The 22,048-nt window shown below is 56.5% G+C and carries 16 protein-coding genes; 3 read left to right on the top strand and 13 right to left on the bottom strand.

The window, feature by feature from the left end:
* Nucleotides 1–2: 2 nt before the first annotated feature.
* Genes rsmA through lptD form a run of 4 tightly spaced genes read right to left on the bottom strand, consistent with a single transcriptional unit; the run spans nucleotide 3 to nucleotide 5,471 of the window.
* On the bottom strand, nucleotides 3–824 hold the full coding sequence (rsmA, locus tag RW65_RS14520; protein ID WP_039057482.1) for a 16S rRNA (adenine(1518)-N(6)/adenine(1519)-N(6))-dimethyltransferase RsmA: 822 nt from the start codon (nucleotides 822–824) through the stop codon (nucleotides 3–5).
* A complete protein-coding gene (gene pdxA / locus RW65_RS14515; protein ID WP_156124006.1) occupies nucleotides 821–1,810 on the bottom strand; it encodes a 4-hydroxythreonine-4-phosphate dehydrogenase PdxA in 990 nt (329 codons plus the stop codon). The genes rsmA and pdxA overlap by 4 nt, the downstream gene beginning before the upstream one ends.
* The gene (gene surA, locus RW65_RS14510) at nucleotides 1,807–3,093 is read right to left on the bottom strand and encodes a peptidylprolyl isomerase SurA (RefSeq protein WP_039057480.1); all 1,287 of its coding nucleotides are present in this window, start codon (nucleotides 3,091–3,093) and stop codon (nucleotides 1,807–1,809) included. The genes pdxA and surA overlap by 4 nt, the downstream gene beginning before the upstream one ends.
* Before the next feature lie 53 nt (nucleotides 3,094–3,146).
* The gene (gene lptD, locus RW65_RS14505; RefSeq protein ID WP_039057479.1) at nucleotides 3,147–5,471 is read right to left on the bottom strand and encodes an LPS assembly protein LptD; all 2,325 of its coding nucleotides are present in this window, start codon (nucleotides 5,469–5,471) and stop codon (nucleotides 3,147–3,149) included.
* 197 nt (nucleotides 5,472–5,668) lie between these two features.
* Here lptD and djlA point away from each other — a divergent pair, with 197 nt between their 5' ends.
* Nucleotides 5,669–6,484, top strand: coding sequence for a co-chaperone DjlA (gene djlA / locus RW65_RS14500; protein WP_039057478.1), 816 nt, complete (start codon nucleotides 5,669–5,671; stop codon nucleotides 6,482–6,484).
* 39 nt (nucleotides 6,485–6,523) lie between these two features.
* On the opposite strand, the gene rluA is transcribed toward djlA, so the two are convergent.
* The 6 genes from rluA to araB all read right to left on the bottom strand — a co-directional run bounded on the left by rluA (nucleotide 6,524) and on the right by araB (nucleotide 16,704).
* A complete protein-coding gene (gene rluA, locus RW65_RS14495; RefSeq protein WP_039057477.1) occupies nucleotides 6,524–7,183 on the bottom strand; it encodes a bifunctional tRNA pseudouridine(32) synthase/23S rRNA pseudouridine(746) synthase RluA in 660 nt (219 codons plus the stop codon).
* Nucleotides 7,184–7,194: 11 nt separating this feature from the next.
* Entirely contained in the window at nucleotides 7,195–10,101 is a 2,907-nt protein-coding gene (gene rapA / locus RW65_RS14490; protein ID WP_039057476.1) for an RNA polymerase-associated protein RapA, read from the bottom strand.
* A gap of 223 nt (nucleotides 10,102–10,324) precedes the next feature.
* Nucleotides 10,325–12,682, bottom strand: coding sequence for a DNA polymerase II (gene polB, locus RW65_RS14485; protein WP_039057475.1), 2,358 nt, complete (start codon nucleotides 12,680–12,682; stop codon nucleotides 10,325–10,327).
* A 73-nt stretch (nucleotides 12,683–12,755) separates the two neighbouring features.
* Nucleotides 12,756–13,451: an L-ribulose-5-phosphate 4-epimerase gene (gene araD, locus RW65_RS14480; protein WP_039057474.1), complete on the bottom strand. Its 696-nt coding sequence runs from the start codon at nucleotides 13,449–13,451 to the stop codon at nucleotides 12,756–12,758.
* 48 nt (nucleotides 13,452–13,499) lie between these two features.
* Nucleotides 13,500–15,002, bottom strand: coding sequence for an L-arabinose isomerase (gene araA, locus RW65_RS14475; protein ID WP_039057473.1), 1,503 nt, complete (start codon nucleotides 15,000–15,002; stop codon nucleotides 13,500–13,502).
* Between the two features lie 10 nt (nucleotides 15,003–15,012).
* Nucleotides 15,013–16,704: a ribulokinase gene (gene araB / locus RW65_RS14470; protein ID WP_039057472.1), complete on the bottom strand. Its 1,692-nt coding sequence runs from the start codon at nucleotides 16,702–16,704 to the stop codon at nucleotides 15,013–15,015.
* A gap of 337 nt (nucleotides 16,705–17,041) precedes the next feature.
* Between araB and araC the strand changes: the two genes are divergently transcribed.
* Together araC and RW65_RS14460 are read left to right on the top strand one after the other, a co-directional pair.
* On the top strand, nucleotides 17,042–17,887 hold the full coding sequence (gene araC, locus RW65_RS14465; RefSeq protein WP_039057471.1) for an arabinose operon transcriptional regulator AraC: 846 nt from the start codon (nucleotides 17,042–17,044) through the stop codon (nucleotides 17,885–17,887).
* 127 nt (nucleotides 17,888–18,014) lie between these two features.
* Entirely contained in the window at nucleotides 18,015–18,785 is a 771-nt protein-coding gene (locus RW65_RS14460) for a DedA family protein (protein ID WP_039057470.1), read from the top strand.
* On the opposite strand, the gene thiQ is transcribed toward RW65_RS14460, so the two are convergent.
* From thiQ to thiB, 3 genes are read right to left on the bottom strand one after another with little or no spacing between them, the layout of a single operon-like run.
* Nucleotides 18,782–19,480: a thiamine ABC transporter ATP-binding protein ThiQ gene (gene thiQ, locus RW65_RS14455; RefSeq protein WP_039057469.1), complete on the bottom strand. Its 699-nt coding sequence runs from the start codon at nucleotides 19,478–19,480 to the stop codon at nucleotides 18,782–18,784. The two genes, RW65_RS14460 and thiQ, sit on opposite strands and share 4 nt — an antisense overlap.
* The gene (gene thiP / locus RW65_RS14450) at nucleotides 19,464–21,074 is read right to left on the bottom strand and encodes a thiamine/thiamine pyrophosphate ABC transporter permease ThiP (RefSeq protein ID WP_039057468.1); all 1,611 of its coding nucleotides are present in this window, start codon (nucleotides 21,072–21,074) and stop codon (nucleotides 19,464–19,466) included. The genes thiQ and thiP overlap by 17 nt, the downstream gene beginning before the upstream one ends.
* A complete protein-coding gene (gene thiB, locus RW65_RS14445) occupies nucleotides 21,050–22,033 on the bottom strand; it encodes a thiamine ABC transporter substrate binding subunit (protein WP_039057467.1) in 984 nt (327 codons plus the stop codon). Before thiB ends, thiP begins: the two co-directional genes overlap by 25 nt.
* Nucleotides 22,034–22,048 lie beyond the last annotated feature (15 nt).

Below are 22,048 nucleotides of genomic sequence, written 5' to 3'. Positions count from 1 at the left end.
CGTTAACTCTCCTTCGGCGGCGCGTTATCAGTCAGGTAATTCGCCAACTGGCAATATTGCGCAACGGAGATGTTTTCCGCGCGCATTGCCGGATCGATACCTAACGACGCCAGCACCTCGACGGTAAATACGTTTCCGAGGCTGTTGCGAATGGTTTTACGACGCTGGTTAAACGCTTCGGTGGTGACGCGGCTCAGCAGGCGAACCTCTTTCACCGGATGCGGCAACGTGGCGTGCGGGACCAAACGAACCACAGCGGAGTCCACCTTCGGCGGCGGTGCAAACGCCGTTGGCGGCACTTCCAGCACCGGAATAATCTGGCAGTAGTACTGCGCCATTACGCTTAATCGACCATACGCCTTACTGTTAGGTCCTGCAACCAAACGGTTGACTACCTCTTTTTGCAGCATAAAGTGCATGTCGGCGATGGCATCAGTATAGCTAAACAGATGGAACATCAACGGCGTGGAGATGTTATACGGCAGGTTGCCGAAAACACGCAGCGGCTGACCGATGGTCTGTGCAAGCTCGCCAAAGTTCATGGTCATGGCATCTTGCTGATAGATAGTCAGTTTCGGTGCCAGGAACGGATGGGTTTGCAGACGTGCCGCCAGATCGCGGTCCAGCTCAATGACGGTGAGTTTATCCAGACGTTCGCCCACTGGTTCGGTGAGCGCGCCAAGGCCCGGGCCGATTTCGACCATGGCCTGGCCTTTTTGCGGGTTGATGGCCGATACAATGCTGTCGATCACAAAATGATCGTGGAGAAAGTTTTGCCCGAAGCGTTTGCGAGCTAAGTGGCCCTGATGGACGCGAGTATTCATTGAGTATTAACAATCATTTTGATGGCGAGATTAAGCGCCGTAATAAAACTGCCGACATCCGCCGTCCCTTTGCCCGCCAGTTCAAGGGCGGTGCCGTGGTCAACGGATGTGCGAATAAAAGGTAAACCGAGGGTGATATTCACGCCACGGCCAAAGCCCTGGTATTTTAGCACGGGCAGGCCCTGATCGTGGTACATCGCCAGTACGGCATCGGCGTTATCAAGATATTTTGGCTGAAAGAGCGTGTCCGCAGGCAGCGGACCGCTTAAATTCATGCCCTGCGCGCGCAGTTCATTGAGCACCGGAATAATAGTTTCAATCTCTTCCGTTCCCATATGTCCGCCTTCACCCGCGTGCGGATTCAGCCCACATACCAGAATATGCGGCGTCGGAATACCGAACTTCTGCTGCAGATCCGCGTGTAAAATACCAATCACTTCCCGTAGCAAATCCGGCGTAATGGCGTCGGCCACGGCTTTGATGGGCAGATGGGTGGTCGCCAGCGCGACGCGCAGCTCTTCCGTCGCCAGCATCATCACCACTTTGGCGGCATGGGCGCGCTCTTCGAAAAACTCCGTATGGCCGGTAAACGGTGTGCCTGCGTCGTTGATCACCCCTTTATGCACCGGACCGGTAATCAGCGCGGCAAATTCGCCGCTCAGACAACCGTCGCAGGCGCGAGCCAGCGTCTCCACAACGTAAGCACCATTAAGGGTGCTCAAAACACCGGCGGTGACGGTGGTATGTAAAGGGATATGCAACAGCGTCAAGGTGCCTGCCTGCTGCGGCGCGGCGCCGACCGTGGGATCGTAGCGGCGCAGCTGCAGCGGCAGACCGAGCTGGGAAGCCCGGTCGGTCAGCAGCGTAGCGTCTGCACAGATAACCAGTTCAACCGGCCAGTCGCGCTGGGCGAGCTGCACCACCAGATCCGGGCCAATCCCGGCAGGTTCGCCGGGAGTGATAACGACACGCTGCGTGTTCATCAGTTGCTCAGAATTTTAACGTAGGCGCTGGCACGCTGTTCCTGCATCCAGGTTGCCGCTTCTTCCGAGAACTTACGGTTCATCAACATGCGATAGGCTCTGTCTTTTTGCGCCGCATCGGTTTTGTCGACGTTACGGCTATCCAGCATTTCGATCAGATGCCAGCCAAAGGAGGAGTGAACCGGACCGCTCATCTGGCCGCGTTTCAACTTCGACAGCGCATCGCGGAAAGCCGGATCGTAGATATCCGCTGCCGCCCAGCCCAGATCGCCGCCCTGATTGGCAGAACCCGGATCCTGAGAGAACTCTTTCGCGGCGTTAGCAAAGGTGGTTTTGCCACTTTTGATATCGGCGGCGATCTGTTCCAGCTTCGCCCGCGCTTGATCGTCGCTCATGATCGGCGACGGTTTCAGCAGGATATGGCGGGCATGCACTTCCGTCACGGAGATACTCTGTGACTGGCCGCGCATATCGTTGACTTTAAGGATATGGAAACCCACACCGGAACGGATAGGTCCGATGATATCGCCTTTTTTCGCCGTGCTCAGCGCCTGGGCAAAAATGCTCGGCAGCTCCTGAATGCGCCCCCAGCCCATCTGGCCGCCTTTCAGCGCTTGCTGATCGGCAGAATAGGTGATCGCCAGCTTGCCAAAATCACCGCCGTTTTGCGCCTGCTGCACAATAGAACGCGCCTGGCTTTCCGCCTCGTTGACCTGATCAGAGGTCGGGTTTTCCGGCAGCGGGATCAGGATATGGCTCAGATTCAGTTCGGTGCTGGCGTCATTCTGGTTACCGACCTGCTGCGCCAGCGCTTCCACTTCCTGCGGCAGTACGGTAACGCGACGGCGTACTTCACCGTTACGCACTTCGGAGATAATCATCTCTTTACGGATCTGGTTACGGTAGGTGTTGAAATTCATCCCGTCGTAAGCCAGGCGGCTACGCATCTGATCCATGGTCATATTGTTTTGTTTAGCAATATCAGCAATGGCGGCATCCAGCTGTTCGTCCGTCACCTTGACGCCCATTTTATTGCCCATCTGCAAAATAATTTGATCCATGATCAGTCGTTCAAGGATCTGGTGGCGCAGGGTTGCGTCATCCGGTAACTGCTGTCCCGCCTGGCCTGCGTTGGCCTTCACGGACTGCATCAAACCATCAACGTCACTTTCCAGCACCACGCCGTTATTGACCACGGCGGCGACTTTATCAACAACCTGAGGCGCGGCAAAACTGGTATTCGCAACCATAGCGATACCGAGAAGCAGCGTTTTCCAGTTCTTCATACCTTTTCCATTTCAATTAACCGCAAAGCGGATTACGTTGCAAATCAAACAGATCACAGAGAGCTACTGTACGGCAGGATATTTGAACGCAGCATTTGTTGCGTTCCCAAACCGTAGTTGGAACTCAAGCCACGCAGTTCAATGTTGAAGCCGATGGCGTTGTCATATTTGCTTTGATTATTTTCCCAGCCGTTGATTTTGCGTTCGTAACCGACACGAATCGCATAACAGCAGGAGTTATACTGCAGGCCTAACATCTGATCGGCAGGTTTACGGGTGTTGGTATCATAGTAATACGCGCCAACAATCGACCAGCGATCGGCAATCGGCCAGCTTCCAACAGCGCCAACTTGCGAAATCCCGTCTTTATACTGCGCGGCTGAAGCATAGCTCGGCAATGTAGCCTGAATATATTCAGGGCCGGCATACCGGTAGCTCAGTTGCAGCATGCGGTTTTCATCGCGACGGTACTCCAGCGCCGTGCTGCTGTTGGCGATATTGTTCAGACGGGTGTCATACTGTACGCCGCCGCGCAAACCCCAACGGTCAGAGATACGCCAGTACGTATCGCCTGCCCACACCAGCGAACCTGTTTTGTTGTCTTTCTCCCACGTTATGTTGTCGTCACCGGTACGGGACTCGGTGAAATAGTAGATTTGACCAACAGAAACGTTAAAACGTTCAACGGACGCATCGTCATAAATGCGGGTTGTGACGCCGGTAGTGACCTGGTTTGCAGATGAGATGCGGTCGAGGCCGCCATAGGTGCGATCGCGGAACAGCCCGCTGAAGTCCGACTGCAGCAGTGAGGAGTCAAAGTTGTTGATATGGCTCTGGTCGCGATACGGCACATAGAGATATTGCGCGCGCGGTTCCAGCGTCTGGGTATAACCTGCCGCCCAGTCCATATCCCGTTCGAACACCAGCTTGCCGTCCGTCTTGAACTGCGGCATTACGCGGTCAACGGACTCTTTATAATTGGTGCCTTCAATGTTGGTCTGCTGGTAATGGGTCGCCAGCATCTTCACTTCCGTATTCAGGCTGCTCCAGGCGTTGGACAACGGCAAATTGAGCGTTGGCTCCAGATGGAGACGGGTGGCCTCCGGACGGTTTGAGTTGGTATTGGTAAAATTCACCGCCTGGCCGTAGACACGGAAATCGAAGGGGCCAAGATCGTTGTGAAACCAGTTCACATCAACCTGTGGCAGGGCAGCATACGAGTTGCTGCTCTTGGTGTCGAAGACCTGGAACTGTTTTGTTGTTACCGTGGCATCAAAATTTTGCAGCGCATAGCCGACGCTGAAAATCTGCGTGGCGTAGCCGTCGGTACTGGAACCGTATTGCGACGTGAAGTCGTTAAAATAACGGGGGTCGCTGACTTTGGTATAGTTGGCGCCGAATCGCCATACTTCATCCATCACCCCGGCATGCTGCCAGAAAAACAGCCAGCGGTGGCGATCCCCTTCGGTCGGGTACTCGTTTTGGTAAACTTTATCCGAAGGCAGATAATCGAACTCGATAAGGCCCGAGCCCGCCTGGGTCAAATAGCGGAATTCGTTTTGCCACTGCACGTTACCGCGCTTATGGATATAGTGCGGCGTAATCGTCGCATCCATATTCGGCGCAATGTTCCAGTAATACGGCAGGTAAAACTCGAAATAGTTGTTGGTGCTATACCGGGCGTTAGGGATCAGGAAGCCTGAACGGCGTTTATCGCCGATAGGTAACTGCAAATAGGGGCTATAAAACACCGGCACCGGGCCGAGTTTAAAGCGCGCGTTCCAGATTTCCGCGACCTGCTCCTCGCGATCCTGGATAACCTCGCTGCCGACCACGCTCCAGGTATTCGACCCGGGCAGGCAGGAGGTAAACATACCGTTGTCAAGAATGGTGTAACGGTTTTGACCACGCTGTTTCATCAGATCCGCGGTACCGCGACCCTGCCTGTCCACCATCTGGTAATCACCTTGCCAGACGTTGGTATCTTTGGTGTTGAGGTTTGACCAACCTTTAGGACCTTTCAGGATGACCTGATTGTCGTCATAGTGCACATTACCCAGTGCATCCACTGTGCGAACCGGTTCCGTTTGACCTTCCGGCTGCTGCTGATGAAGCTGCACCTCATCGGCCTGCAAACGGCTGTTACCCTGCTTAATATCGACATTGCCGGTAAATACGGCATCGTCAGGGTAATTGCCCTTTGCATGATCGGCATTGATAGTCACCGGCAAATTATTGGTGTCGCCCTGAATCAGCGGGCGATTGTAGCTGGGAACGCCAAGCATACACTGCGAGGCAAGATCGGCTGCCATCCCCTGCTGGCTATAAAGGGCGGAGCCAATCATGGTGGCCAGGAGGGTGGGGATACGTTTTTTCATACGTTGTATTTGTTGTTCCGTCATCTGTGGCTTTAGGCTGGCAAACGGTCAGAGACTAACTTACTCGCCATTGCAACGCTAGTTTTAATCCTGCCCGCGTTCGAGCCAGATCGAAGAAGACTGCGCCTGTGCACGGCATAGAATGACGGGTATGATAAAGCAAATTTTAGCCGACGGCATGACGATTTGGGGAGTATATGCAGTATTGGGGGAAAGTGGTTGGTGTAGTCATCGCTCTTTTCATGGGCGGCGGCTTTTGGGGCGCGGTTCTGGGGCTGATAATCGGGCATTTTTTTGACAAGGCGCGCAGCCGTAAAATGGCGTGGTTTGCCAACCAGCGCGAACGTCAGACGCTCTTCTTCGCCACCACCTTTGAGGTGATGGGACATCTGACCAAATCGAAAGGCCGGGTGACCGAAGCGGATATCCAGGTCGCCAGCCTGTTTATGGATCGTCTAAACCTGCACGGCGAGTCGCGCAGCGCAGCGCAGCAGGCTTTTCGCGTCGGCAAAACGGATAACTATCCGCTTCGCGAAAAAATGCGTCAGTTTCGCAGCGTCTGCTTTGGCCGTTTCGACTTGATTAGGATGTTTCTGGAAATTCAAATCCAGGCGGCCTTCGCCGACGGATCGCTGCATCCCAGCGAGCGCGAAGTGCTGTACGTCATTGCCGAGGAGCTGGGCATTTCCCGCATGCAGTTCGATCAGTTTCTGCGCATGATGCAGGGTGGAGCGCAGTTTGGCGGCGGTTATCAACAGCAACAGGCGGGCGGTGGCTGGCAGCAGGCGCAACGAGGGCCGACGCTGGAAGATGCGTGTAACGTGCTGGGGGTTAAGCCATCGGACGACACGACCACCATCAAGCGCGCGTACCGTAAACTGATGAGCGAGCACCATCCGGACAAGCTGGTGGCAAAAGGTTTACCGCCGGAGATGATGGAGATGGCGAAGCAGAAAGCGCAGGAAATTCAGAAGGCGTACGAACTTATTCGCGAGCAGAAAGGCTTTCGTTAAGGATATGAAACTCTCCCGGCCAGCAGACCGGGAGAATTTTTAGAAATCCACCGGCGCTTTAAACGTCATGCTGTTACCAAAGGCCGGATGGGTGATAGTGAGCGTCTCTGCATGCAGCAGTAAACGCGGTGCCATCGCCAGCGCTTCTGGCGTTGCGTAAAACCGGTCGCCGAGGATCGGATGGCCTAACGCTAACATATGCACACGCAGCTGATGCGAACGTCCGGTGATCGGCTTCAGCCGCACCCGCGCGCTGCCATCATCGTCAAGGGCCAGCACCTCATATTCCGTTTGTGCCGTTTTACCGGTTTCAAAACAGACCTTCTGCTTTGGCCGGTTCGGCCAGTCACAAATCAGCGGTAAATCCACCAGCCCTTGCGCTTTTTGCGGATGACCCCACACGCGGGCCAGATACTGCTTTTTCGGCTCACGTTCACGGAACTGACGTTTTAACTCACGTTCGGCGCTTTTGGTCAGCGCCACTACAATCACACCGCTGGTCGCCATATCCAGGCGGTGCACCGACTCAGCCTGCGGAAAATCACGCTGAATGCGCGTCATCACGCTATCTTTGTGCTCTTCCAGACGGCCGGGCACTGACAACAAGCCGCTGGGCTTGTTGACGACCATAATATGCGCATCCTGATAGAGAATGACCAACCAGGGATCCTGCGGCGGATTGTAGGGTTCCATTAACATCACCGGCTCCGTTACTGATGCGTCACGACAATCAGGCGCAGCGCGTCGAGGCGCCAGCTGGCCTGATCCAGGCTCTGCATCACCTGCAGGCGGTTGCTCTCAATCGCCGCCAGTTCGTCATCGCGAATGTTCGGGTTCACCGCTTTTAACGCCTCAAGACGGGACAGCTCAGCCGACAGTTTTTCATCCGCTTCGCTACGGGCCGCGTCAATCAACGCCCGCGCGGCGGTTTCCACCTGCACTTCGCCTTTTTGCAAAATGGTATGCACTTCCTGCTGCACCGCGTTCACCAGCTTACTGCCGGTGTGACGATTCACGGCGCTAAGCTGGCGGTTAAAGCTTTCGAACTCCACCTGGCCTGCCAGGTTGGTGCCGTTTTTATCCACCAGCAGGCGGATCGGCGTCGACGGCAGGAAGCGGTTTAACTGCAGCTGTTTTGGCGCCTGTGCTTCCACCACATAAACCAGCTCCAGCAGCAGCGTACCGACGGGCAGTGCTTTGTTTTTCAGCAGCGAAATGGTGCTGCTGCCGGTATCGCCGGAGAGGATCAGATCCAGGCCGTTACGGATAATCGGGTGTTCCCAGGTGACAAACTGCGCATCTTCACGCGAAAGGGCGACATCGCGATCAAAGGTAATGGTGCAGCCATCTTCCGGCAGCCCTGGGAAATCCGGCACCAGCATATGATCTCCTGGCGTCAGCACGATCATGTTCTCACCGCGATCGTCCTGGTTAATGCCCACGATATCGAACAGGTTCATGGCGAAGGCGATAAGCGCGGTATCGTCGTCCTGCTCGGCAATACTTTCCGCCAGCGCCTGCGCTTTTTCACCGCCGTTAGAGTGGATCTCCAGCAGACGGTCGCGGCCCTGTTCCAGCTGCGTTTTCAGCGCGTCGTGCTGCTCACGACAGGATTTAATCAGTTGCTCAAAGCCGTCGCTGTTTTCCGGCGCGGCCAGGTAATTAATCAGCTCTGCATGCACGCTATCGTAAATAGCGCGCCCGGTAGGGCAGGTGTGTTCGAAAGCGTCCAGCCCTTCGTGATACCAGCGTACCAGCACCGACTGCGCGGTTTTTTCCAGATATGGGACATGAATCTGGATATCGTGGGCCTGGCCAATACGATCCAGACGGCCGATACGCTGCTCCAGCAGATCCGGGTTGAAGGGCAGATCGAACATCACAAGACTGCTGGCGAACTGGAAGTTACGCCCTTCCGAGCCGATTTCCGAACACAGCAGCACCTGCGCGCCGCTGTCTTCTTCGCTAAACCAGGCCGCCGCGCGGTCGCGTTCAATAATTGACATGCCTTCGTGGAATACCGCTGCGCGGATCCCTTCGCGCTCACGCAGCACCTGCTCCAGCTGTAGCGCAGTGGCCGCTTTCGCGCAGATCACCAACACTTTTTGCGAACGGTGGCTGGTCAGGTAGCCCATCAGCCACTCAACGCGCGGATCGAAGTTCCACCAGGTACCGCTATCGCCTTCAAATTCCTGATAGATCTGCTCCGGATAGAGCATATCGCGGGCGCGCTCTTCCAGGCTCTTACGCGCACCCATAATGCCGGAGACTTTGATTGCCGTTTGATACTGCGTCGGCAGCGGCAATTTAACGGTGTGCAGCTCGCGTTTTGGGAAGCCTTTTACGCCGTTACGGGTGTTACGGAACAGCACGCGGCTGGTGCCGTGTCTGTCCATCAGCATGGAAATCAGCTCCTGGCGGGCGGCAGTCGCGCCTTCGCGATCGCTGTTGGCGGTTTGCAGCAGCGGTTCGATATCCTGCTCGCCGACCAGTTCGCTTAACCTGTTCAGATCATCATTGCTCAGGCGCTCGCCCGCCAGCAGCAGGGCCACAGCATCGGCGACCGGGCGGTAGTTTTTCTGCTCTTCGACAAACTGGGCGAAATCATGGAAGCGGTTCGCATCCAGCAGGCGCAGACGGGCAAAGTGGCTCTCCATACCCAGCTGTTCCGGCGTGGCGGTTAACAGCAAAATGCCCGGTACGCGCTCGGCCAGTTGCTCAATCGCCAGATATTCACGGCTGGCTTCGTTTTCGCTCCACACCAGATGATGCGCTTCATCGACCACCAGCAGATCCCACTCGGCATCGCACAGATGCTCAAGGCGTTGCTTACTGCGACGCACAAAATCGAGGGAACAAATTACCAGCTGTTCGGTTTCGAACGGGTTGTCGGCATCATGCTGCGCTTCGGCATAACGTTCATCATCAAACAGCGCGAAACGCAGGTTGAAACGACGCAGCATCTCAACCAGCCACTGGTGCTGCAGGGTTTCCGGCACCACGATCAGCACGCGTTCCGCCGCGCCTGCGAGTAACTGCTGATGCAGGATCATCCCGGCTTCGATGGTTTTGCCCAGCCCCACTTCATCTGCCAGCAGCACGCGCGGTGCGTGGCGGCGGCCGACATCGTGGGCGATATGCAGCTGATGAGGGATAAGGTTAGTGCGCTGACCGCGCAGCCCGCTCCACGGCATGCGGTACTGTTCACTTTGGTATTTACGCGCGCGAAAGCGCAGGGCGAAACGATCCATTCTGTCGATCTGCCCGGCGAACAGGCGGTCTTGCGGCTTGCTGAACACCAATTTGCTGTCGAGCAGCACTTCACGCAGGATAACGTCGCTCTCCTGGGTGTCGAGGCGCGTACCGATATAAGCAAGCAGGCCGTTTTCCTCTTTTACCTCTTCAATCGTGAGCTGCCAGCCTTCATGGCTGGTGACCGTATCACCGGGGTTAAACATCACGCGGGTAACCGGGGAGTCGCTGCGGGCGTACAGACGGTTTTCACCCGTTGCCGGGAAAAGGAGGGTAACCGTGCGCGCATCGATAGCAACAACGGTGCCGAGTCCGAGTTCGCTTTCCGTATCGCTAATCCAGCGTTGACCAAGTGTAAAGGGCATAAATGAACTCTTTATCTCAAATTGCAGGCAATAGTTCGTCACCGCCTGGAGGCAGGCGGGCGGATGAAATTTGGGGCCAGAAAAAGGAAGGGCGCTATGGTAAAGGAAGCAATCCCTTTCGTCACTATCTATACCCGCCGTCTTTGAGGCGCTTGTGCGACCTCAACGCGAGAAAATCCGTGCATAACAGCGACGGTTCCCGCAGGAAACAGGCAAGTAAACTTCAAAAGAGTCCCAGTTGACCTGTAACCAGTGTAGCAAAATCATCGTTAAGGAAAGGCAGAATTCCCTCGGCAACCGGCTGCAACTGCTTCGTCAGGTAGTGATCGTAATCAAGAGGCGAGCGTTGATAATCCACTGGTTCTGGTCCGCTGGTAGTCCAGACGTACTTAATCGTACCGCGGTTTTGGTACTGCGCCGGACGCCCGCGTTTAAGGTTCTCTTCATCCGCCAGCCGCGCGGCGCGCACATGGGGCGGCACGTTACGTTCATAATCCGCCAGCGCTCTGCGCAGGCGCTTGCGATACACCAGTTGGTCATCGAGTTCGCCCGCCATCAGGCGGGCAATAGTGTCGCGAATATAGTCCTGGTAAGGCTCATTGCGAAACACGCGCAAATAGAGCGTTTGCTGGAACTGCTGCGCCAGCGGCGTCCAGTCTGTGCGCACGGTTTCGAGTCCCTTAAAGACCATGCGCTGCGTCTCGCCTTCCTGAATCATTCCGGCGTAGCGTTTTTTGCTGCCCTGTTCGGTGCCACGAATGGTTGGCATCAGAAAACGGCAAAAATGGGTTTCAAACTCCAGCTCCAGCGCGCTCTCCAACTGCTGCTCTTTAAGATGCTGCGCCCACCAACTATTTACATGCTCGACCAGCGCACGGCCAATCTGCGCGGCGGCTTCTTCACTGTGGGCTTGCTTTAGCCAGACAAACGTTGAATCGGTATCGCCATAGATAACGTCATAACCCTGCGCTTCTATCAGCGCCCTGGTCTGCAACATGATCTGGTGGCCGCGCATGGTGATCGATGAGGCTAAGCGGGGATCGAAAAAGCGGCAGGCGCTGGTGCCGAGTACGCCATAGAGCGCATTCATAATGATCTTCAACGCCTGAGATAGCGGCTTATTGCCCTGGCGTTTAGCTTCATCGCGCCCGTCCCAGATCTGCCCAACGATCCCCGGCAGGCAATGTTTCTCGCGGGAGAACCATGCGCCAAGGAAACCTTCCGTACTGTGAGTGTTATCCGGCTGCGCCATCCCTTCCACCAGGCCGACGGGATCGATCAGAAAGGTGCGGATAATAGAGGGGTAGAGGCTTTTGTAATCCAGTACCAATACCGAATCATACAGACCGGGGCGAGAATCCATCACATAGCCGCCGGGGCTGGCCTGCGGCGGTACGCTACCAAGATTCGGCGCGACATAGCCCGCCCGGTGCATGCGCGGGATATAGAGGTGGCTGAAAGAGGCCACCGAGCCGCCGTGACGGTCAGCGGGCAAACCGTTTACCGTGGCGCGCTCCAGCAGAAACGGCATGATCTCCGTTTTATGGAAGATACGCGTTACCAGCTCGCAATCTTTTAGGTTGTAGGTAGCCAGCGCCGGTTTATCCTGCGCGAAGCGGCGATCGATCTCATCCATACGATCCCAGGGATTATCAATCGCTTTCCCTTCGCCGAGCAGCTCTCTGGCGACCGCTTCCAACGAGAAGGAGGAGAAGTTCCAGAAGGCGGATTTCAGCGCTTCAATGCCGTCGATTATCAGCCGGCCGGTGGCCTGGGCGAAGAAGACACCATTTTTAAAACCGTGCTCGCGCCACTCCAGTTCGCTGCCGTTTCGCCCCAGCCTCAGCGGCACGCGATAGCGCTCGGCGCTTTTTTGCAGCACCCGCAGATCGAACTGGACAACATTCCAGCCAATGAGGACATCGGGATCGTGGGCGGCAAACCAGGCGTTGAGTTTTTCCAGCAGTTGCGGGCGGCTGGCAACATACTCGAGAGAGAAATCCAGCCCTTGTGCGCTGCCGTTCTCTGGGCCAAGCATATAGACCGTGCGCTGTCCGCAGCCCTCAAGACCGATACAGTACAGCTCCCCGTGGCGGCTGGTTTCGATATCCAGCGAAACCCATTTTAGCGGCGGGCGATAGTGCGGGCTGGGTTTCAGGCGCGCCTCGACCAGTGCGTCGCCTTGCGGCGTGCCGTCGACCCATACCGGCGCGGTAATAAAGCGCTCCATCAGAAAGCGCTCCGGTGGGCGAATATCGGCTTCATAGACGGTGATGTGCTCGTCGCGCAGCATTTTCTCTATGCGCATTAGCTGGCGATGGGCGCGACAGTAAAGGCCGTACACCGGCTGGCGCTGAAAGTCGTTAAGGTTTAGCGGCGTTAAGCGCCACTGCTTTTCATCACGCAGTGCCCGTTTCGCTTTTTCTACCTGAGCTGCAGGGATAAAGGCGACGGACTCCTGGGGCGGCAGAACAACGCGCAGCGGACCGTTATCCGTTGCCAGCCAGAACTCCACCTCGGTGCCGCTGGCGGTATCCCGCCAGTGTCGGGTTAAAATAAAACCTTCTTGCGCCTGCGCCACAGCCGTCTCTCATAAAACAAAACCAGGCGAGATTATAGCCTGGTTTGTTTTTAGGTGCTGTGGTTTTATACAGTTATTGGCCGTAATAGGCCTTCGCGCCGTGTTTACGCAAATAGTGTTTATCCAGCAGCGTTTGTTGCATGGGAGGAAGCTGTGGGGCGAGCTGGCGGCTAAAGATGCCCATATAGGCGACTTCTTCCAGCACGATGGCGTTATGGACGGCGTCATCGGCGTTTTTACCCCAGGCGAACGGGCCGTGGGAATGCACCAGCACGCCGGGCATTTGCGCCGGTTCGATGCCTTTTTTCTCAAAGGTTTCGACAATCACATTGCCGGTTTCCCACTCATACTCGCCGTTTATCTCCTCATCGGTCATTTTGCGGGTGCAGGGGATCTCGCCGTAGAAATAATCTGCGTGAGTGGTTCCCGTGGCCGGAATTGGCTGACCGGCCTGCGCCCAGATAGTCGCGTGGCGCGAATGGGTATGCACAATGCCACCAATTGTCGGAAACGCCTGGTAAAGCAGACGATGGGTTGGCGTATCGGAAGAGGGTTTTTTATTGCCTTCCACCACTTCACCGGTGGTGATATTGACCACCACCATGTCGTTTGCGGTCATCACGCTGTAATCGACGCCGGAAGGCTTAATCACCATCATGCCGCTTGCGCGATCGACGGCGCTGACGTTGCCCCAGGTCAGGGTAACGAGGTTATGTTTCGGTAGCGCCAGATTGGCTTCCAGCACCTGCTGTTTCAATGCTTCTAACATGCGTTCCTCCAGGAAAAGGGCCTGCCGCAGCAGGCCGGGTGTTCCCTGTTAACGTTTTGAACCGTAATAAACTTCGTTCCAGCGCAGCGCGTCTTTAAACGCCGGCAGGCGGGTGTCGTTATCGATAACCGTCAGTTCAATATCGTGCAGTTCGCTGAACTGGCGCATATCTTCAAGGGTCAGCGCCTGGCTAAAGACGGTATGGTGCGCACCGCCGGCGAGGATCCATGCTTCTGAGGCGGTTGGCAGATCCGGCAGCGCTTTCCACAGGGCGTTGGCGACCGGCAGTTTCGGCAGATCATGCGGGGTTTTTACTGCTTCAACGCTATTCACCAGCAGGCGGAAGCGATCGCCTAAATCGATCAGGCTGGCGTTAATCGCCGGGCCGGTTTTGGTAGAGAAAATCAGGCGTGCCGGATCGGCTTTGCCGCCAATACCGAGGTATTGCACATCCAGCGTCGGTTTTTCATCAATCGCGATGGAGGGGCACACTTCCAGCATATGCGAGCCGAGCACCAGGTCGTTGCCGTTTTCAAAGTGGTAGGTGTAATCCTCCATAAAGGAGGTGCCGCCGCCTAAGCCGCCGGACATCACTTTCATAATGCGCAGCAGCGCAGCGGTTTTCCAGTCACCTTCACCGGCAAAGCCGTAGCCTTGCTGCATCAAACGTTGTACCGCTAAACCCGGCAGCTGTTTCAGGCCGTGCAGATCTTCAAAAGTGGTGGTAAAGGCGTGGAAACCACCCTCTTCAAGGAAGCGTTTTATGCCAAGCTCGATACGCGCGGCATCAATCACGTTCTGGCGTTTTTCGCCATTAACCTGTGCGGCCGCCGTCAGGTTGTAGCTGCTCTCATACTCATCAACCAGCGCGTTGATATCGCCGTCGCTCACCGCGTTGACCACCTGTACCAGATCGCCAACGCCCCAGGTATTAACGGAGAAGCCGAACTTGATCTGGGCGGCAACTTTATCGCCGTCCGTCACTGCCACTTCACGCATATTGTCGCCGAAGCGCACCACTTTTAGATGGCGGGTATCCTGTTTAGACACCGCCTGACGCATCCAGGAACCGATACGCTGTTGGGCGTGTTGATCCTGCCAGTGGCCGGTCACTACACTGTGCTGCAGACGCATACGCGCGCCGATAAAGCCGAACTCGCGGCCGCCGTGCGCGGTCTGGTTGAGGTTCATAAAGTCCATATCGATGCTATCCCACGGCAGGGAGGCATTGAACTGGGTATGGAATTGCAGCAGTGGTTTATTCAGGATCGCGAGGCCGTTAATCCACATTTTGGCCGGCGAGAAGGTGTGCAGCCAAACCACCATCCCGGCGCATTTATCGTCATAGTTGGCGTCGCGGCAGATATGGGTGATCTCATCCGGCGAGGTGCCCAGCGGTTTCAGCACCAGTTTGCAGGGGAGTTTCGCTTCCGCATTGAGGGCGTTGACCACCTGTTCGGCGTGCTTCGTCACCTGTTTCAGGGCTTCCGGGCCGTACAGATGCTGGCTGCCAATGACGAACCACACTTCATAATTGTCGAAAATAGTCATGTTCTTGTCCTTAATGAGTTAACGCGGCCTGCGAGACTGTCGCGGCTGAAGGGAGATAGTGTTGCTCGGCGCTCTTCGCCCACTGCTGATAGCGGCGATAGAGGCGTTCAAACTGTTGCGCCTGCGCGCTGGGCTGCAGGGTTTTTTCGATAGCGCTGGCCATGTTCAACTGTGCTGCAGGAATATCGGTATGCACTTTTGCGGCGACGGCGGCAAAGATGGCCGCGCCTAACGCACAGCACTGTTCAGATTCCACCACCTGTAATGGGCGGTTTAACACGTCGCAGCAGGCCTGCATTACGCCGAGGTTTTTACGGGCGATACCGCCCAGCGCCATCACGTTATCCACGGCGATGCCCTGCTCGGTGAAGCATTCCATAATGGCGCGCGCGCCAAACGCCGTTGCCGCAATCAGCCCGCCAAACAGCGCTGGCGCGTCAGTGGCGAGGTTCAAATCGGTGATCACCCCTTTCAAGCGCTGATTGGCGTTAGGTGTGCGGCGACCGTTAAACCAGTCCAGGATCACCGGCAGATGTTCGAGAGAGGGGTTTTTCACCCACGCATCCGTAAGCGCAGGCAGCAGCTGTTTCTGGCTGGCTTTGATTTGCGCTTTCAGTTCCGGGTGCTGCTGGGCCAACTGCTCCAGCGGCCAGCCCAACACGCGGCCAAACCAAGCGTAGATATCGCCAAAGGCGGACTGTCCGGCTTCCAGACCGATAAAGTCCGGCACCACGCTGCCGTCAACCTGGCCGCAAATACCTTTCACCGCGCGGTCGCCGACGCTCTGCTTGTCAGCGATCAAAATGTCGCAGGTGGATGTGCCAATCACTTTCACTAGCGTATTCGGCTGCGCACCAGCACCAACGGCACCCATATGGCAGTCAAACGCGCCGCCGGAGATCGCTACCGACTCGGGCAAGCCCAGACGTTGCGCCCACTCGGCCGTCAGCGTGCCGACGGGTAAATCGGCGGTAAAAGTCTCGGTAAACAGCGGCCAGCTCAGGTGTTTGTTGATGATGGGATCGAGTTCATCAAAGAAGGTGGCAGGCGGCAGACCGCCCCAGCTTTCGTGCCACAGGGATTTATGCCCGGCGCTGCAGCGGCCGCGACGAATCGCTTGCGGATGCGTAGTGCCCGAGAGCAGGGCGGGGATCCAGTCGCACAGCTCAATCCATGAGGCGGCAGCCTGCGCCACGGCGTTGTCGGCGCGGGTAACATGCAGGATTTTGGCCCAGAACCATTCGCTGGAGTAGATACCGCCAATGTAGCGCGAATAATCGGTTTTACCGGCGGTGTGGCATAAGCGGGTAATCGCTTCTGCCTCTTCGACGGCGGTATGATCTTTCCACAACACAAACATGGCGTTCGGGTTGTCGGCAAACTCCGGACGCAGCGCCAGCACGCGGCCTTCGGCATCAATCGGCGCGGGGGTTGAGCCGGTACTGTCTACGCCAATACCTTTAATCTCTGCACGCTGTGCATCGCTTAGCTCTGCCAGCACATTTTTGAGCGCCGCCTCCATCGATTCAATGTAATCGCGCGGATGGTGGCGGAACTGGTTATGCGGCGCATCGCAATAGCGCCCTTCCTGCCAGCGCGGATACCACTCGACGCTGGTGGCGATCTCCGCCCCGGATGTACAGTCTACCGCCAGCGCACGTACTGAATCGCTGCCGAAATCGAGGCCAATTGTGATTGCCATGTATCTTGCTCCATGAAGAATAACCGTTATAAAAACGATAGTGAGCGGCGGCGAAAACCGTCAGGCAGGATCCGCTAATCTTATGGATTAAAATGCTATGGCATCGTAAAGTGTGACGCCGTGCAAAAATTCGATGTGGACATTTCTGCCGCCTTTATAGACACTTCCGTTATCCCTTTTTACCCTGCCTGAAGGCGTCAAAAAGGCGCGATCGCTTTTGTCTTGCGGGATTAGACAATCGTCGTGTTTACGCATGCTGGCGGCTGATATGGGTAAAATAACGGGATGCTCAATATGGACAATTGGTTTCCTTGCCGAGTACGGGAGTATTGCGTTTATGGCTGAATTACAGAACGATCCACTGCTGCCTGGTTACTCCTTTAACGCGCATCTGGTGGCGGGATTAACCCCCATTGAAGCGGATGGGTATCTCGATTTCTTTATCGACCGGCCGCTGGGCATGAAGGGGTATATCCTCAACCTCACCGTGCGCGGCGAGGGTGTGGTGATGAATCACGGTAAGCAGTTTGTCTGCCGCCCGGGGGATATCTTGCTTTTTCCGCCGGGGGAGATTCATCATTATGGCCGTCATCCCGATGCCAGCGAGTGGTATCACCAGTGGGTTTACTTCCGTCCACGCGCCTACTGGCATGAGTGGCTAAACTGGCCGACGTTATTTGCCCAAACCGGCTTTTTCCGTCCTGATGATGCGCATATTCCGCGTTTTCGCGAGCTTTTCGCGCAAATTATCGATGCAGGGCAAAGCGCCGGGCGTTATGCGGAACATCTGGCGATCAATCTGCTGGAACAGCTGTTACTGCGGCGTATGGAGGCGATCAACGAATCCCTGCACCCGCCGCTGGATAACCGCGTGCGCGACGCTTGTCAGTACATCAGCGATCACCTCGCGGATAACCATTTCGATATCGCCAGCGTCGCCCAGCATGTCTGTCTGTCGCCGTCGCGCTTATCGCATCTGTTTCGGCAACAGTTGGGGGTGAGCGTGCTAAGCTGGCGCGAGGATCAGCGTATCAGCCAGGCAAAATTGCTACTGAGTACCACGCGCATGCCCATCGCCAGCGTAGGGCGCAATGTCGGCTTCGACGATCAGCTCTATTTCTCCAGGGTGTTTAAAAAATGCACCGGGGCCAGCCCCAGCGAATTCCGTGCGGGATGTGAATAAAAAGTAAAGTTTGGCAATGAAAAGTTCTGTAATGTGACATAACCAGTAAAATTTTCAGATAATTGAGCGCTTGACCCTCGCGGATGACCCCCGGAGAATCCAGCGTTCATTCTGAACAGGACACCTTATGGAAGCATTGCTGGAACAGTTTATTACCCAATCCGCCAGCTGGTCGCTGGTGGCGATTGCGCTGGTGGCCTTTTTCGAGTCGCTGGCGCTTGTCGGGTTGATTTTACCCGGCACGGTAATGATGGCGGGGCTCGGCGCGCTGATCGGCAGCGGCGAGGTTAATTTCTGGCATGCATGGCTGGCGGGAATTGTCGGCTGCCTGCTCGGCGACTGGATCTCCTTCTGGCTGGGCTGGCGTTTTAAAGGGCCGCTGCATCGCTGGTCGTTTATCAAAAAGAACAAAGCGCTGCTGGATAAAACCGAACACGCCCTACATAAGCACAGCGTATTTACCATTCTGGTTGGGCGTTTTGTCGGGCCGACGCGTCCGCTGATCCCGATGGTCGCAGGCATGCTGGATCTGCCGGTAAGGAAGTTTCTGCCACCGAACCTGGTCGGCTGCCTGCTGTGGCCACCTTTCTATTTCCTGCCCGGTATTCTGGCCGGTGCGGCGATCGATATCCCCGATGATATGCAAAGCGGGAACTTCAAATGGCTGCTGCTGCTGACGGCGCTGCTGCTGTGGCTGGCCTGCTGGCTATGCTGGCGGCTGTGGCGCGCCGAAAAAGCGGGCATCAGCCGTTTAACGCGTTTGCTGCCACGCCGCCGCTTGCTGTGGCTGGCGCCGGTTATGCTGATTCTCGCCATCGCGGCGGTGGTGGTGCTAGCCCAGCATCCGTCAATGCCCATTTACCTCAACATTCTGGGTAATGTCATCCGCGGTCATTAACCGTTGATCCCCAACAGCGCCGAGGCTGGCGATTTGCCGCTGAGCAGGTCGTCGGTATCGCCATCCCAGGCGATACGCCCGTCGGCTACTACCAGCGAACGCTCGGCAATCCGCGCCGCATCTTCCACACTGTGTGAGACCATCAGCAGCGTTAACCGCTGCTGGCGGCACACCGCTTTAACCAGCGTCAGCATCTCCTGGCGCAGGGCCGGATCGAGGGCGGAAAACGGCTCATCAAGCAATAGCACCGGCTGCTGACGTACCAGGCAGCGCGCCAGCGCCACGCGCTGGCGCTGGCCGCCGGAAAGCTGCGCCGGCAGGCGATCCAGCAACGACTCCAGCCCCATCGTGACGGCGATTTGCTGCAGTTGATGCTGCTGTTCGGCATTCAGCTTTAACCCTGGATTCAGCCCGAGGCCGATATTTTGCCGCACCGTAAGATGGGTAAAAAGGTTGTTTTCCTGGAATAGCATCGATACCGGGCGCTGCGACGGCGGCGTATCGGTATGCGGTGCGCCTTCGATAATGATGCTGCCGCTGGCGGGAGTAAGAAACCCGGCAATCAGATTCAGCAGGGTGCTTTTGCCCGCGCCGCTTGGCCCGAGCACGGCAAGCAGCTCCCCCTGCGTGACCGAAAGAGAAAAGCGCATCGGCAGATGGTGGTAAAGCCAGGTGACATCAATCAGTTTTAGCATGGCGGCCCGGAAGTTTTTCAATCACGGTGAAGAGTAAAAAGCACAGCAGCAGCAGAATAAGCGCCGTGACCGCACCGTCCTGACTGCGGTAGGATCCAATTTGCTGGTAGAGATAAAAAGGCAGCGTGCGGAAATCATCATTGCCAAACAGCGCCACGACGCCGAAATCGCCAATCGACAGTACGCAGGCAAAGGCCAGCGCCTGCGTCAGCGGCCGTTTCAGCGCGCGCAGCTCAACAATGCGCAGACGTTGAAAACCCTGCATGCCCAGCGACTGGCATAGCATACTGTAGCGGGCGGTGAGATCGCGCATCGGGTTTTCCAGCACTTTTAGCGCATAGGGAATCGCCATTAAGGCATTGGTAAATATCACGATGCCATCGGCGGAAGCGGGCAGGCCAACGCTGTTATTCAGCAGCAGGAAGAAACCCGTCGCCAGCACGATCCCCGGCATCGCCAGGATTAACATGCCGCTGAGCTCCAGCGCTTGTCCCGCCATGATCTGCTGGCGCGCGCGCAGCTCCCGGCTGCTCCACAGCAGCATCATCGTTAGCACCACGCATACTATTCCTGCGCCAAGGGCGATACGCAGGGAAGTCCATACCGCTTGCCACAGCACCGGCTGCGCCAGCACCTTTAATAAGCTCAGATTCAGCCCATCAACGATCACCGCCAGCAGCGGCGGCAGCAGCAGTAGCAAGGCCAGGGTAATCAGCGCGATATCCGCCACCCGGCTCAACAGTCTTTCTTCCGGGTTACGCCAGCCCTCAATTTGGTGGCTGCCCACCGCAAATGCTTTGCTCATCCGCTGGCTGAGCTGCACCAGACCAAGGCAGCAGATCATCTGGATCAGCGCCAGCATGGCCGCGCGAGCCGGATCGAAATCGAAGCTTAACGCCTGGTAGATAGCCAGTTCGATAGTGGTGGCCTGCGGCCCGCCGCCCAGCGACAGCACGGTGGCGAAACTGGCGAAACAGAGCATAAAGATTAGTGCGGCGACCGCCGGGATTTGACGGCGCAGCCACGGCCATTCGACAAAGCGGAAGAAGGCCCAGCCGCGCATGCCGAGCTGCGCGGCCAGCTGGCGCTGCTCGCCGGGGATCTGTTCCAGCGACTGCAAGAGCAGACGTGAAGCCATCGGCAGGTTAAAGAATACGTGGGCCAACAGAATGCCCTGCAGACCATAGGGCGAGAAATTCCAGCTCCACCCCAGCGCCTGACAGAGCGTGGCCAGCCAGCCCTGGCGACCATAAACGCTTAGAATGCCAAATACCGCCACCAGCACCGGCAAGATAAGGGTCATGGCGCACAGACGCAGCAGCATCAGACGGCCGGGAAAGCGCCGCCGGTAAAGGGCGCGGGCAAGAAAAATCGCCGGTATCACAGAGAGCAGCGCCGAGAGAAACGCCTGCCAGAAAGAGAAACGCACCACATGCCACAGGTAGCTGTCAGTCAGAAAATCAGACAGCCCGCTGACGGGTGCGTTTTGCCACAGGGCGAGAAACGCTGCCAGCGCCACCGCCACCATTAACGCGGCGGCGGTGAGCCCCGGCAGCAGCCAGCCGGCAATCAATGGCTGACGGCGCGTTGCCACGCATTTACCCAGTTTGCGCGCTGGCTTGCGACTTCTTGCGCAGAGTAGTTCAACGACGTTTGTGGTTTCACCAGTTGATCAAAGCCCGCCGGCAGCGTGACATCGCTGATCGGGTACATCCAGTTACCGCTCGGGATGGCATTCTGGAAAGCGGGCGAGACCATAAATTTGAGGAATTTTTCCGCCAGCGCAGGCTGTTTGCTGGCAGCGGTGCGCGCGGCAACTTCCACCTGCAAATAGTGGCCTTCGCTGAAGTTTGCCGCAGCGTAGTTATCTTTTTTCTCTTCAATAATATGGTAGGCCGGAGAAGTGGTATAGCTCAGCACCAGGTCACTTTCGCCTTTCAGGAACAGGCCGTAGGCTTCGCTCCAGCCCTTGGTCACCGTCACGGTTTTGGCGGCGAGTTTCTGCCAGGCCTGCGGGGCTTGATCGCCATAGACTTTCTGCATCCACAGCAGCAGGCCAAGGCCCGGCGTGCTGGTGCGCGGATCTTCATAAATAACGCGCCATTTCTGATCGCTTTCTACCAGTTCTTTCAGGCTTGTTGGCGGGTTTTTCAGTTTGTTTTTATCGTAAACGAAAGCGAACCAGCCGTAATCGAAGGGGACAAAGGTGTCGTTGTTCCAGCCGCCAGGCACCTTGACCGCATCGCCAGGTACGCCGCTTTTTGCAAACAGCTTGGTTTGTGTGGCGGCTTCCAGCAGGTTGTTATCCAGCCCCAACACCACGTCGGCTTTGCTGTTTTTGCCTTCCATGCGCAGGCGGTTCAGGAGCGAAACGCCATCTTCCAGCGCCACGAATTTCAATTCGCAATCGCACTCTTTTTCAAAGGCTTTTTTTACCGCTGGCCCTGGGCCCCAGTCGGCAGAGAATGAGTCGTAGGTGTAAACGGTTAAAACAGGTTTGGCAAAAACGGGCGCTGCAACCAGCAGCAGGAACGGCAGTGATTTTTTTAGCACTTTGCACCTCAAATT

It is taken from the genome of Enterobacter sp. Bisph1, from assembly GCF_000814905.1.
GTDB lineage: Bacteria > Pseudomonadota > Gammaproteobacteria > Enterobacterales > Enterobacteriaceae > Kosakonia.
Note: the sequence above shows the minus strand (reverse complement) of the source record. Positions and strands in the feature narration are given on the sequence as shown.

Excerpts from the sequence above, each read along its gene's own strand:
- rsmA (WP_039057482.1), bottom strand. The coding sequence starts at position 824 with ATGAATACTCGCGTCCATCAGGGCCACTTAGCTCGCAAACGCTTCGGG.
- surA (WP_039057480.1), bottom strand. The coding sequence starts at position 3,093 with ATGAAGAACTGGAAAACGCTGCTTCTCGGTATCGCTATGGTTGCGAAT.
- lptD (WP_039057479.1), bottom strand. The coding sequence starts at position 5,471 with ATGAAAAAACGTATCCCCACCCTCCTGGCCACCATGATTGGCTCCGCC.
- djlA (WP_039057478.1), top strand. The coding sequence starts at position 5,669 with ATGCAGTATTGGGGGAAAGTGGTTGGTGTAGTCATCGCTCTTTTCATG.
- rluA (WP_039057477.1), bottom strand. The coding sequence starts at position 7,183 with ATGTTAATGGAACCCTACAATCCGCCGCAGGATCCCTGGTTGGTCATT.
- rapA (WP_039057476.1), bottom strand. The coding sequence starts at position 10,101 with ATGCCCTTTACACTTGGTCAACGCTGGATTAGCGATACGGAAAGCGAA.
- araD (WP_039057474.1), bottom strand. The coding sequence starts at position 13,451 with ATGTTAGAAGCATTGAAACAGCAGGTGCTGGAAGCCAATCTGGCGCTA.
- araA (WP_039057473.1), bottom strand. The coding sequence starts at position 15,002 with ATGACTATTTTCGACAATTATGAAGTGTGGTTCGTCATTGGCAGCCAG.
- araB (WP_039057472.1), bottom strand. The coding sequence starts at position 16,704 with ATGGCAATCACAATTGGCCTCGATTTCGGCAGCGATTCAGTACGTGCG.
- araC (WP_039057471.1), top strand. The coding sequence starts at position 17,042 with ATGGCTGAATTACAGAACGATCCACTGCTGCCTGGTTACTCCTTTAAC.
- RW65_RS14460 (WP_039057470.1), top strand. The coding sequence starts at position 18,015 with ATGGAAGCATTGCTGGAACAGTTTATTACCCAATCCGCCAGCTGGTCG.
- thiQ (WP_039057469.1), bottom strand. The coding sequence starts at position 19,480 with ATGCTAAAACTGATTGATGTCACCTGGCTTTACCACCATCTGCCGATG.